This window comes from Rhodoferax sp. U2-2l, assembly GCF_020594515.1.
In the GTDB taxonomy this organism is placed as follows: Bacteria; Pseudomonadota; Gammaproteobacteria; order Burkholderiales; family Burkholderiaceae_C; genus Rhodoferax.
The window spans coordinates 41,616-53,949 of the sequence record NZ_JAJCTH010000012.1; the positions used below are offsets into that span (position 1 = coordinate 41,616).

The 12,334-nt window shown below is 60.1% G+C and carries 12 protein-coding genes; 3 read left to right on the forward strand and 9 right to left on the reverse strand.

The features are described from left to right. Positions 1 to 8: 8 nt before the first annotated feature. Genes LHU53_RS11890 through LHU53_RS11905 form a run of 4 tightly spaced genes read right to left on the reverse strand, consistent with a single transcriptional unit; the run spans position 9 to position 3,893 of the window. The gene (locus LHU53_RS11890) at positions 9 to 1,442 is read right to left on the reverse strand and encodes a LutB/LldF family L-lactate oxidation iron-sulfur protein (protein ID WP_227332871.1); all 1,434 of its coding nucleotides are present in this window, start codon (positions 1,440 to 1,442) and stop codon (positions 9 to 11) included. Continuing rightward, on the reverse strand, positions 1,439 to 2,113 hold the full coding sequence (locus tag LHU53_RS11895; protein WP_227332872.1) for a lactate utilization protein C: 675 nt from the start codon (positions 2,111 to 2,113) through the stop codon (positions 1,439 to 1,441). Before LHU53_RS11895 ends, LHU53_RS11890 begins: the two co-directional genes overlap by 4 nt. Continuing rightward, complete coding sequence (locus LHU53_RS11900) at positions 2,110 to 2,922, reverse strand: (Fe-S)-binding protein (protein WP_227332873.1); 813 nt, start codon at positions 2,920 to 2,922, stop codon at positions 2,110 to 2,112. The genes LHU53_RS11895 and LHU53_RS11900 overlap by 4 nt, the downstream gene beginning before the upstream one ends. A gap of 26 nt (positions 2,923 to 2,948) precedes the next feature. Next, entirely contained in the window at positions 2,949 to 3,893 is a 945-nt protein-coding gene (locus tag LHU53_RS11905) for a histone deacetylase (protein WP_227332874.1), read from the reverse strand. 195 nt (positions 3,894 to 4,088) lie between these two features. Here LHU53_RS11905 and LHU53_RS11910 point away from each other — a divergent pair, with 195 nt between their 5' ends. After that, positions 4,089 to 4,634 (forward strand): phasin family protein, encoded by a 546-nt coding sequence (locus tag LHU53_RS11910; RefSeq protein WP_227332875.1) that lies wholly within the window; start codon positions 4,089 to 4,091, stop codon positions 4,632 to 4,634. A 290-nt stretch (positions 4,635 to 4,924) separates the two neighbouring features. On the opposite strand, the gene clpA is transcribed toward LHU53_RS11910, so the two are convergent. The 3 genes from clpA to LHU53_RS11925 all read right to left on the reverse strand — a co-directional run bounded on the left by clpA (position 4,925) and on the right by LHU53_RS11925 (position 8,686). Then, entirely contained in the window at positions 4,925 to 7,252 is a 2,328-nt protein-coding gene (gene clpA / locus LHU53_RS11915) for an ATP-dependent Clp protease ATP-binding subunit ClpA (RefSeq protein WP_227332876.1), read from the reverse strand. An 81-nt stretch (positions 7,253 to 7,333) separates the two neighbouring features. Continuing rightward, entirely contained in the window at positions 7,334 to 7,696 is a 363-nt protein-coding gene (gene clpS / locus LHU53_RS11920) for an ATP-dependent Clp protease adapter ClpS (protein WP_227332877.1), read from the reverse strand. Between the two features lie 9 nt (positions 7,697 to 7,705). Next, positions 7,706 to 8,686 (reverse strand): tRNA-dihydrouridine synthase, encoded by a 981-nt coding sequence (locus tag LHU53_RS11925; protein ID WP_227332983.1) that lies wholly within the window; start codon positions 8,684 to 8,686, stop codon positions 7,706 to 7,708. Positions 8,687 to 8,846: 160 nt separating this feature from the next. Here LHU53_RS11925 and LHU53_RS11930 point away from each other — a divergent pair, with 160 nt between their 5' ends. Further along, positions 8,847 to 9,317: an SRPBCC family protein gene (locus LHU53_RS11930; RefSeq protein WP_227332878.1), complete on the forward strand. Its 471-nt coding sequence runs from the start codon at positions 8,847 to 8,849 to the stop codon at positions 9,315 to 9,317. Between the two features lie 5 nt (positions 9,318 to 9,322). On the opposite strand, the gene LHU53_RS11935 is transcribed toward LHU53_RS11930, so the two are convergent. Then, positions 9,323 to 10,243 (reverse strand): DUF808 domain-containing protein, encoded by a 921-nt coding sequence (locus LHU53_RS11935; RefSeq protein WP_227332879.1) that lies wholly within the window; start codon positions 10,241 to 10,243, stop codon positions 9,323 to 9,325. 147 nt (positions 10,244 to 10,390) lie between these two features. Between LHU53_RS11935 and LHU53_RS11940 the strand changes: the two genes are divergently transcribed. Then, positions 10,391 to 11,512 carry a beta-ketoacyl-ACP synthase III gene (locus LHU53_RS11940; protein WP_227332880.1) on the forward strand — a complete coding sequence of 374 codons (1,122 nt, stop codon included), beginning with the start codon at positions 10,391 to 10,393 and terminating at the stop codon, positions 11,510 to 11,512. Positions 11,513 to 11,569: 57 nt separating this feature from the next. Here the strand turns inward: LHU53_RS11940 and LHU53_RS11945 are convergent, their stop codons facing one another. Then, positions 11,570 to 12,100 carry a GNAT family N-acetyltransferase gene (locus LHU53_RS11945; protein ID WP_227332881.1) on the reverse strand — a complete coding sequence of 177 codons (531 nt, stop codon included), beginning with the start codon at positions 12,098 to 12,100 and terminating at the stop codon, positions 11,570 to 11,572. Positions 12,101 to 12,334: the final 234 nt, after the last annotated feature.

Sequence of the window (12,334 nt, forward strand, 5' to 3'; positions counted from 1 at the left end):
GGCAGGTTTTACTCTGGATGCTCCTTGAGCAGGTCACGCAGGCGCCGAGGTGCGGGCACCAGTGGTGTGCGACTGCGCGTCCAGGCACCTTGCTCGGAAGGTGACAGCGCCCTGCCCCGACTCATGAACCAGGAAGCCACCTTATACAGGCCCTGTTTGCTGTACACCTGTGCCCAGACCCGCCACACCGCCGAGATCGACGTGCGCCGCCCCGCCCCACTGCCGCGCAATGAAGCGTTATCACTTTGCGGCCGGGCCTGAGCCTCGTTGCGCAAACGCACCAAGATGTCGGTGATGGGAATCTTGACCGGGCACACCTCATTGCACGCGCCACAAAGGGTGGACGCAAAAGCCAGCGGATAGGTCGACTCCAAACCCAGCATGTGCGGCGACACAATCGCCCCAATCGGTCCCGGGTAAGTGGTGCCATAGGCGTGACCGCCGATGCGGGCATACACCGGGCAATGGTTCATGCAGGCACCACAGCGTATGCATTGCAGGGTGGCACGCAGGTCCGCGTCGGCATAGGCCTGGGTGCGTCCGTTGTCCAGCAAGATCAGGTGCACCTCTTGCGGGCCATCCTTTTCACCTGGCTTGCGGGGGCTGCTGATCAGGTTGACGTAGGTGGTCACCGGCTGCCCGGTGGCGGAACGGATCAACAAGCTGAGCAAGGGCGGCAGGTGCTCCAGCTTTTCCACCACCTTCTCAATGCCGGTGATGGCAATGTGCACGCGGGGTACGGTGGTGCACATGCGACCATTGCCCTCGTTTTCGACCAGGCACAGGGTGCCGGTTTCCGCCACCGCAAAGTTCACGCCCGACAAGCCGATGTCCGCTTCGGCAAACTTGCGGCGCAGCACTTGGCGGCCAATCTGGATCAGCGCGTCCACATCTTCGGTGTACGTCACGCCAGGCACTTCATCTGCAAACAGCTGGGCGATGTCCTGCTTGGTTTTGTGGATGGCGGGCATGATGATGTGTGATGGCGCTTCGCCCGCCAGTTGCACGATGTACTCACCCATGTCCGACTCAAACGCTTCGATGCCCGCCGCGGCCATGGCGAGGTTGAAGCCGATTTCCTCGCTGACCATCGATTTGCCCTTGATGATGCGTTTGGCATCCACGCGGCGGGCGATATCAAGGGCGATCGCATTCGCCTGCGCGGGTGTTTGTGCCCAGTGCACCTGTACGCCCTGGGCAATCAGATTGGTTTCCAACTGTTCCAGCAAACGCGGCAGGTTGGCCAGGCTATAACGCCGAATCTGTGACCCCAGTTCGCGTAGGCCTTGCAACTCGTTCTGATCTGGAAACTGGGCGTGCCGTTTGGCCTGCAAAAAATCCATGGCACCCCGAAAATTTTGGCGCTGCGCCGGGTCGTCCAGCACTTGGCGGCTGCGCGCTTTGAAGTCCTGTGTCGGGTTGATGCTTATCACCTTGTTCATGTGGCACCCCCTGCCGGATGGCGCAGCAACACCACCAGTTCGCGCGGGCCGTGGGCGCCATACGCCAGCGTTTGCTGGATATCGGCCGTCTTGGACGGGCCTGAGATCAGCAACACATTGGCCGGCATGCCGGTTGCCCAGCCCTCGGCCAGCATGGTCGCATAGAGGTCAGCGTGAACGGTGTCGGCTTCCAGCAACACAAAGTGCAACGAGGGCACCAGCGACATCAACCGGGGCTCGGCGGGTGTCGGCCACAGGATCAGGCTGCCCGTCTCAGCCACGGCGGCGCGCGCCAGTGTCAACGAAGCGTCAATGCCCTCAAAAAGTTGGTCTCGCCAGGCCTCGATGGGGCGGTCATAACGAACGATGGCCAGCCCATCTGGTGCACAGGATGCCAGTTCGTCGCCATGGGGCGTGTCACTGCCAATCAGCACATGCCTCAGTCCTTTGCTGGCAGCAATGCTCAAAAGTACGCTGACCCAGTTGGCCGAGGTCACTTCATGGACTTCGGTCCTGACCGCTTCAAGGGCCGCGCGCAAACGGGCCAGGCGCTGGGTGTTGTCCTCGTTGCGCGCTTGCGCGTGATACCAGCCAGCAACATCGGGCAATGCCATTGCCTGCGCGATGGGTGCAGCCCGCAGCCGCCCCAGAATGTCCTCACGCGCGCTCACGGCTTGGCTCCGGCGGGCGGGTTGGTGCGGTTCCATAAAAAACTGGCCAGGTGTTCACCAGGTAGGGTTGGCTCGCTGACACCCATCAGTTCGTCCTGCCTGGCGGCCCGGCCGGTGATGTTGAGGAGACAGCCGCAATCCGCACTCACGACGCATTGAGCGCCCGTGTCCCGGATGCTGGCCACCTTGTCGGTGACGATGGCTTCCGATATTTCCGGATGCAGCAGCGAAAAAGTGCCGCCAAAACCGCAACACTCCTCAATACGCGACTGTTCCACCACATTCACCTGCGCAAGTGTCTGCAACAGGGCAGCACTGGTCTCGTGGGAACCCATCTGCCGGCGTGCGTGGCAAGAGGTGTGCAGCGCCACCGTGCAGTCCCCGCCAAGGTCCTCGTGCTTGAAATTGACCACATGCACCAAAAACTCGCTCAATTCAAACACCCGCTCTGCCAAAGCCTGCGCTTTAGCGTGAAGCACCGGGTCGTCGGCAAACAGGTGCGGGTAATGCAGACGCATCATGCCGCCGCAAGACCCCGAAGGCACCACCACCGGCCAGAGTTGGTCAAACAGGTTCAACTGATGCCGTGCCACAGCACGTGCCTCGTCAGGATAACCGCTGCTGTGCGCCGGTTGTCCGCAACAGGTTTGCGCCTGCGGGTAATGCATCCGAATGCCTTCGCGTTCCAGAAGGCGTACCGTGTCCAGGCCCGCCTGCGGGGTGAACTGGTCAATCAGGCAGGTGGCAAAGAGATACACGTCGCTGGGTTTGTCGGGATAGGTCCGCGCAGCCGCGCCGAATGGGCCCATGGTTTGTCTCCTGATCAGGTTGCGTGTCAGCGCGGATTGTTGGCGATTTTCGAGGCTTGCGCCCGCTGCCAATAACTCAAGGCCACCCTGAAGGTGTTCACCTGCAAATGCACCGTCTCACCAATATCCACGCCATAACCACCGGCCATCACAAACGCCACCGGCACTTGCCGCTGCCAACACCAGGCAAACACGCGCTCATCACGCGCCTGAAGGCCAGCCGCCGTCAGTTTCAATCGGCCCAGGCGATCACGTTCGAACGGATCGGCACCCGCCAGATAAATCACCAACCCTGGCACCGGTCGCTCGGCAAGGATGTGCAGCGCCTGATCCAAGGCCGTCAAGTAGTCATCATCGGTGCAGCCATCGGGCAAGCCCATGTCCAGATCACTGGCTTCCTTGCGAAACGGAAAATTTTTCTCCCCGTGCAGGGATAGCGTGAAAACACTCGGGTCATCACGAAAAATATGCGCGGTCCCGTTGCCCTGGTGGACATCGAGATCAATCACCACGACCTGTAACGGTCTCATGGCGCGCTGGAGCGCGTCCTGTTGGGCGCATCGCACAGCCACCGCCACGTCATTAAAAACGCAAAAACCACCACCTTTGTCGGCATAAGCGTGGTGGGTACCACCCGCCAGGTTGGCTGCCAGTCCCCGCTTCAGCGACGATTGCACGGCGGCCACGGTGGCGCCTACCGACCTGCGGGCGCGCTCGGCCATCTTCTCGCTCCACGGAAAACCAATCTCGCGCATGTAAGCCGTGGCGTTTTCCCCGGTGGCAATGGTTTGGATGTAACCCTGGCCGTGCACCAGCGCCAATTGCGCATCGGTCACCGTGGGTGCTTCATGTAAAACGATCTGGGGCAATTGGGCTCGCAGTGCGGTGTGCAGCATGGCGTACTTCTGCATTGGAAAGCGGTGGCCATCCGGCAGGGGCAAGACGAAGTGATCTGAATAAAACGCATCCATCACAGGATTGTGTCGTCTGGTTGAAACGATCGCCATTTAGTCAGTCACAACTAATTTGTTGCAATGCAGCAAAAAAGTCTTGCGCCCGTGAAACTTATCTCTATAATTCACTCATGCTGCACTGCAACATAAACCTGGGTCAGACTCAGTGACGGGGCAGACACCTTTTTTTAGTAACCCTCTGGAGATATGAAAATGATGATGACCGTAGAACAAGTTCTGGCCGCGCAAAAAGCCAACATGGAAACCCTGCTGGGTTTGACTTCCAAAGCTTTCGAAAGCGTTGAGAAGATTGTTGAACTCAACATGGCCGCCTCCAAGGCCGCTTTGGCCGAGTCTGGCGAAAACGCCAAGGCCATGCTCAGCGTGAAAGACGCCCAAGAACTGCTGGCCCTGCAATCTGGCCTGATGCAGCCCCTGGCTGAAAAGACCGCTGCTTACAGCCGTCACCTGTATGAAATCGCGTCTGGCACCACCAGCGAATTCACCAAGGCCATGGAAAGCCAGGCCGCTCAGGCGCAACAACAGTTCACCGGCATGCTCGACTCCGCTTCCAAAAACGCGCCCGCTGGCTCTGAAGCTGCTGTGGCCGTCATGAAGAGTGCTGTCGCCGCTGCCACCAACGCGCTGGAGTCGGTCCAGAAAGCCGTCAAACAAGCCACGGATGTTGCTGAATCCAATTTCACCGCCATGACCAACACGGCAGCCAACGTGACCAAGTCGGCGACCAAAAAGCGTTGATCGGCATCTTTTTTGCTTGAAGTCAATAAGCATCAAAATAAGTACCCACCTCTAACGATCAAGGGAAAACCCTGAGATACTCCTAAAAGTACGGAATTCAGAAACCTCACGGTTTCAGCAGGTTGTCTCCTCGGGTCCTTTCGAAACCATCAGGTTCAGGGATCCCTTAAGGGCTGGTCGCAAGACCGGCCCTTTTTTTTCACGCCTTGGCCCAATCCAAGAGACCAAACAAAAACCGGTACAGACCTTGCAGGCCGGTACCGGTTTGAAAAGATGAAGCCTCAGTCTGTTTAGCCGACCGCTGCCTCCTGGGGTTCAGGCTTGGACTTGCCTTCCTTCTTGGGCAGGGGCGTGATCTCCAGCAACACCTCGGTCTTGCTTTCATCCTTGTCGTCCAGGTCCACGGTCAGCCGCCCGCCGTCCATCAGACGCCCAAACAACAGCTCATCAGCCAGTGCACGCCGAATGGTGTCCTGAATCAGGCGCTGCATCGGACGCGCGCCCATCAGCGGATCAAACCCCTTCTTGGCCAAATGCTTGCGCAGCTTGTCGGTGAACGTCACTTCCACCTTCTTGTCGGCCAGTTGCGCCTCCAGCTGCAGCAGGAACTTGTCCACCACCCGCAGAATCACGTTTTCGTCCAACGCCTTGAAGCTAACGATGGCATCGAGCCGGTTGCGGAACTCGGGCGTGAACAGGCGCTTGATGTCGGCCATTTCGTCACCCGCCTCGCGCGGGTTGGTGAAGCCGATGGTGGCCTTGTTCATGGTCTCGGCACCCGCATTGGTGGTCATGATGATGATCACGTTGCGGAAATCCGCTTTGCGGCCGTTGTTGTCGGTCAAGGTGCCGTGGTCCATCACCTGCAGCAACACATTGAAGATGGCCGGATGGGCTTTTTCAATTTCATCAAGCAAGAGCACGCAATGCGGCTTCTTGGTGATGGCTTCGGTCAACAACCCGCCCTGGTCAAAACCGACGTAGCCGGGCGGCGCGCCAATCAGGCGGCTCACCGCGTGCTGCTCCATGTACTCACTCATGTCAAAACGGATCAGCTCAATGCCCATGATGTAGGCGAGCTGCTTGGCCGCTTCGGTCTTGCCAACGCCCGTGGGGCCACTGAACAGGAAGGCACCAATGGGTTTGTCGCCCTTGCCCAGGCCTGAACGTGCCATCTTGACGCTGGACGCGAGCTTGTCCAGCGCCGCATCCTGGCCAAACACCACGTTGCGCAAATCGCGCTCCAGGGTTTTGAGTTTGCCGCGATCGTCATTGGACACATTGGCCGGGGGAATGCGGGCGATCTTGGCCACGATTTCTTCCACCTCGGCCTTGCTGATGATCTTTTTGCGCTTGGACACCGGCAGGATGCGTTGGGCCGCACCCGCCTCGTCAATCACATCAATCGCCTTGTCGGGCAAATGGCGGTCGTTGATGTATTTGGCGCTCAGCTCCGCAGCGGCCTGCAAGGCGGCCAGTGCGTACTTCACGTTGTGGTGCTCTTCAAAGCGCGATTTGAGCCCCTTGAGGATGTCCACCGTCTGCTCAACCGTGGGCTCCACCACATCCACCTTCTGGAAGCGGCGGCTCAGCGCCGCGTCTTTTTCGAAGATGCCCCGGTATTCTGAGAACGTGGTCGCGCCAATGCACTTGAGCGCACCCGAACTGAGCGCAGGCTTCAACAAGTTGGAGGCATCCAGCGTGCCGCCCGATGCCGCACCAGCGCCAATCAGGGTGTGAATTTCATCGATGAACAGGATGGTGTTGGGTTTGTCCTTGAGCGATTTCAGCACGCCTTTGAGACGCTGCTCAAAATCTCCGCGGTACTTGGTGCCCGCCAGCAGCGCGCCCATGTCAAGCGAATACACAATCGACTCGCCCAGAATATCGGGCACGTCTTTTTGTGTGATGCGCCAGGCCAGGCCTTCCGCGATGGCGGTTTTACCCACACCGGCCTCACCCACCAGCAGCGGGTTGTTTTTGCGGCGGCGGCACAGGATCTGGATGACCCGTTCCACCTCGTAGTCACGACCAATCAACGGGTCGATCTTGCCGTCTTTGGCCAACTGGTTGAGGTTTTGGGTGTACAGCTCCAGGGGCGACGCCTTGTCGCTCTTCTCACCTGCCGCGTCATCGGCCTCGGCCGGGCTTTCACCGGATTTGATGGGTTCCGGCGGGTCACTCTTTTTGATGCCGTGGGCAATGAAGTTGACCACGTCCAAGCGCGTCACACCCTGCTGGTGCAGGTAATACACCGCATGGGAATCTTTTTCGCCAAAAATCGCGACCAGCACATTGGCGCCGGTGACTTCTTTTTTGCCGCTGCCGGTGGACTGCACATGCATGATGGCGCGCTGGATCACGCGCTGAAAACCCAGCGTGGGCTGGGTGTCCACATCATCGCTGCCCGCCACTTGCGGCGTGTTGTCCTTGATGAAGGTCACCAGCGATTTGCGCAGGTCATCCACATTGGCTGAGCAGGCGCGCAGCACCTCGGCAGCGCTGGGGTTGTCCAGCAAGGCCAGCAGCAAATGCTCGACCGTGATGAACTCGTGGCGCTGTTGGCGCGCCTCCACAAACGCCATGTGGAGACTGACTTCCAGTTCTTGGGCAATCATGGTGTTCCTTTGTTAGCTTCGATTCGATGGTTAACTGTAATCTGATTTGAAATCAGGGCGGCTCTGCAGGGATTCAGTCACTCACGAATCCAGCGGTTCTGCGACACACTGCAAGGGATGGCCAGCCTTGTTGGCGGCTTCCATCACCTGGTTCACCTTGGTGGCGGCCACGTCACGCGAATACACACCACACACGCCCCGCCCATCCAGATGGATCTTCAACATGATCTGGGTCGCTGTTTCCAGATCCTTGCCAAAAAACTCTTGAATCACGATCACCACGAACTCCATCGGCGTGTAGTCATCATTGAGCATGACCACCTGGTAGAGCTTGGGCGGCTTGGTTTTCTGGGTTCGCCGCTCCAGCACTACTGTGCCGTCCGTGTCATCCACTTGAGGTTTTGCAGGCGGTTGCGGAATGATTTTTGGGATTTTTGTGCTCATGAAAACATTCTATCGAGCCGCTTCCTGCGCTGCGGACCCAGGTGACATGGTGCCACTGACGCAAGATTCAAGCCCTGCCATTTGGAAAGCCAGCCAGGCATCCACATCTGCCGGGCGGTGATACGTCTTGACGGCTTCAAACGCCTGTTGCGCCTGCGGGTACGCCCGGCGCAGCAAATTGAGCCACTGTTTGAGCCGCCCGGTACGCTGGTCCACCCGCAGATGTTGGCCCACCAGATGCCAAAAATCGGCAATCAGCGGCAGCACCTGCGCCCAGGACAGCGGCTGGGTCTGGCCCCCGCGAATCTCCAGCGCCAGCCCCGGGTTGGCCACCATGCCCCGCCCCAACATCAAGGCATGGCAACCGCTCGCGGCGCGGCAAGCCAGCGCGTCGGCCACGGTCCAGATCTCGCCATTGGCCACCAGCGACAGTTTGACCACCTGGCGGATATCGTCCACACGCTCCCAATACGCAGGTGGACGGTAGCCGTCCAATTTGGTGCGCGCATGCACCACCAGCTCGGAGGCACCACCCGCCTCGATCGCCAACGCACATGCTTCGGCACGGGTGTCATCGTGCAAGCCCAGCCGCATCTTGGCCGACACCGCCTGCTGTGCCGGTACGGCGCGACGCACCGCAGAGACGATCCGGAACAACAGTTCAGGTTCGTCCAGCAACGCGGCGCCACCCCGGTGCCGGTTCACCACCTGCGACGGGCAGCCAAAATTCAAGTCAACACCATGTGGCCCCAAGCTGGCCAGGCGCGCTGCGTTGTCGGCCAAACATGCCGGGTCAGACCCCAGCAACTGCGGGCGCACCGGCACGCCAGTGGCTGTGTTGCCACCTTGCGTCAGCTCGGGCACCAGCCGCTCAAACACGCGCTCCGGCAACAAGGTGTCGGTGATGCGGATGAATTCGGAGACGCAACGCTCGACCCCGCCCACGCGGGTCAACACGTCACGCAGTACAAAGTCCAGCAGCCCCTCCATCGGGGCCAGCAGCAAGACAGGGGACAGATCAGGTTCTTTTGGCACCGGCGGATTGTGGCGTGATTCAAGGCAGGCGGAAGGCCACACGCGTCGGGCTATGATTTGTCAAAGCGCGCGCCGCAGCGCGCAGACTGACCACACCACAGGACTGGAGCACACGATGGCAATCACCGTCAACCTCGATTTGGGTTATGAATTTGCCGTTAAAGCCCCGTATGACACGGTGTTTGCGCTGCTCTCGGATGTGCCCCAATCGGCCAGCCACTTCCCCAAGCTGGACAAGCTGGTGGACCTGGGTGACGGCGTGTACCGCTGGGAAATGGCCAAAATTGGCGTTGCCAAATTTGTCCTGCAAACCATCTACGCCTCCAAGTATGTGGCGAACCCGGCCAAAGGCACGGTCATCTGGACGCCGGTAGCAGGTGAAGGCAACGCCCTGGTGTCGGGTAGCTGGAAGGTGGTTGACAAGAAAAAATCCACCCATCTGACGCTGCACATCCAAGGCGAGGTGATGATGCCGCTGCCCGGCATGGTGAAAATGATCGTGGTGCCCGCCGTGCAAGCTGAGTTTGAAAAGCTGGTGGAGCAGTACATCGCCAACCTCACCAAAAAGTTTGGCGGCGAGGTCTGAGGCCTCTATTTCCTGGTTAACGCCGACTTGACCCAACTGACGGCCTGGACCCCTGCCAGCGCCACACCTCCAGCCAACAATCCGAACACACCGCTTAGCACCGCCGACGCCACCGGTGCCGCAGCACCCGCCAGCAGGCTGATGCTCTCGAGCCACTCGCCAGCGCTGTGCCAGCCGTGCGCCAGAATGCCGCCGCCGACCAGAAACATCGCCAGCGTGCCCAGGATGGTCAGACTTTTCATCAGCAGTGGCGCGGCGCGCAACAAGCCCCGGCCCAGCCTGTGTTGCCAGCCCGGCTGCCCAGGGCGCAACGTGAGCCACAGGCCCAGGTCGTCGATCTTCACGATCGCCGCCACCAGCCCGTAAACACCCACCGTCATCAACAGGGCCACGCCAGCCAGCACACTGACCTGGGTCACAAACGGGCTCGCCGCCACCGTGCCCAGGGTGATGACGATGATCTCGGTCGACAAAATGAAGTCGGTACGCACCGCACCCTTGATCTTGTCTTTCTCAAGTGCGACCAGATCCACCGACTCGTCGCTCAGGGCTTGGACCAGCTGCGCGTGCTCGGCTTCGACTTCGTGGCTGCTGTGCAAAAACTTGTGCGCCACCTTCTCAAAGCCTTCAAAACACAAAAAAAGGCCGCCTGCCATCAGCAGCGGTGTGATCGACCACGGGGCCACAGCACTCAGCGCCAGCGCGCTGGGCACCAGAATCGCCTTGTTGATGAATGAGCCCTTGGCCACCGCCCATACCACGGGTAACTCGCGGTCGGCCTTGACACCGGACACTTGCTGGGCGTTCAGCGCCAGGTCGTCGCCCAGCACACCAGCGGTCTTTTTGGCCGCCACCTTGGTCAAAAGCGCCACGTCATCCAGGATGGTGGCGATGTCGTCCAACAAAACAAGCAGGCTACTGGCCATCTGAAACACTCCAAGGTCTGAAAAACGTGGCGAAAGTCGCGCGCTGCATTGTCGTTGATGGCCTGGCACCAGTTGGCTTGCGGCAAGTTCGATAATGGCACCCGCCAATGTGTCATGGGACCTGTCCCGCCTTCAGAAAGATCAGTCATGCATCGCGTTTGTATCAGCAGCACCGGGCTGTATGTGCCCCCCTTCACCATCAGCAATGCCGAGCTGGTGGCCGCCTTCAACCAGTTTGCCGACCTGGACAACGCCGCACACGCTACCGAAATCGCCGCAGGCAGCCGCGCCGCCGTGGCGCATTCCAGCGTCGAGTTCATTGAAAAAGCATCGGGCATCCAGCAGCGTTATGTGGTGGAAAAGTCTGGCGTGCTGGACCCGACCCGCATGCGCCCGCGCTTAAGCGCCCGGCCAGATGCCGAGATCTCCCTGATGGCCGAGATCAGCGTGGCCGCATCGCTTGACGCCTTGCAACGCGCCGGTAAAACCGCTGCCGATGTCGACGGTGTGATCTGCGCTGCCGCCAACATGCAGCGTGCCTACCCGGCGATGGCGATCGAGATCCAGCAGGCGCTGGGCATCACCGGTTTTGGGTTCGATATGAACGTGGCCTGTTCGTCGGCCACCTTTGGCATTGAGATGGCCGTCAACGCCGTCAAATGCGGCTCGGCCCGCGCGGTGCTGGTGGTCAACCCTGAAATCACCTCGCCGCACCTGGCCTGGAAGGACCGAGACTGCCACTTCATCTTTGGTGACGTGTGCACCGCCATCCTGGTGGAGCGGCAAGACACCGCGCCGGCCGGCGCGTTTGAAGTGCTGGGCACCAAACTGGTGACCTCGTTTTCCAACAACATCCGCAACAACGCTGGCTTTATGTCGCGCAGCGAAGACCGCAACCCGGACGACCGCGACCAATTGTTCTACCAGGAAGGCCGCAAGGTGTTCAAGGAAGTCTGCCCGATGGCCGCCGAGCACATCAACAGCCACCTGGCCACGCTGGACATGGCCCCCAGCGGTGTGCGCCGCTTCTGGCTGCACCAGGCCAACCTGGCGATGAACCAGCTGATTGGCCGGCGCCTGCTCGGGCGCGAGGCCATGGCCGATGACGCGCCGGTGATCCTGAACGAATTTGCCAACACCGCCTCGGCGGGGTCGATCATCGCCTTCCACCGCCACCATGCAGACATCGCCGCGGGTGAGGTGGGGGTGATCTGCTCGTTTGGCGCGGGTTACTCGATCGGCAGCGTGGTGGTGCGCCGGCTGGCTTGATCAGTTGGGGACAGAGCTGGTTCGCCTGGCGTAACTGCGGTCTGTCCCGCAAGGCCTTTAATTTAAATCGCGTTTGAAACGGATCTCTTCGATCCGCGTCAAGCCAACCAGCACCGTTTTGATGCTGGTCATCTCGCGTTTGAAACCGGCCATATCAAAAAAGCGCAGGGCACGCTCGTAGCCCAGCGGCACCCAGGCGGTGACTTTGGTGCAACCTTCATCAATCAGGCCTTCACGGGCGGCGTCCCACAGCGCCAGCCCAACACCCTGACCCCAAACGGTGGGGCGAGCGAAGAGCGCCCAGATTTCGCCCATGGTGGCGGGTGTCTTGGGGTCGCGTGAGCGATCGAACCCGACAAACCCCACCACTTCGCCGTCCACCACGGCCACCAGCACCTGCGGGTCGGCAAACTCGATGGCTTCGCGCCAGTAGCTTTGGCTCTTTTTTAACGAATCAAATTCCGGCATCGGCTCGCCGGGAAACTGCGCCTTGAACGCGGCTTGTGAGGCGGCCGCCTGGATTTGGGCGATGGCCTGGGCGTCGCGCTCTTTGGCGGGACGGACTTCAACTTCAATGGATTCAGACATGCAAAAAAAGGCCGGGGTCAGGCCCGGCAAAGTTTCAAAAAGGAGCTGGATTGTCGCCGCACTAAGACCGGCTGTCTTGGAAGACGTGATCCGCCATCCCACCGCCCGGTGGCAGCGTGGCTAACTCAGGCCCGCCATAACATCCAAAGACGTCAGAAAAAACCAAATGCCCCTGCGCCCCAGGGTCATGGGCCTTCCGGTCAACAAGGCCAAAAACAGCGTTCACGTCAGACA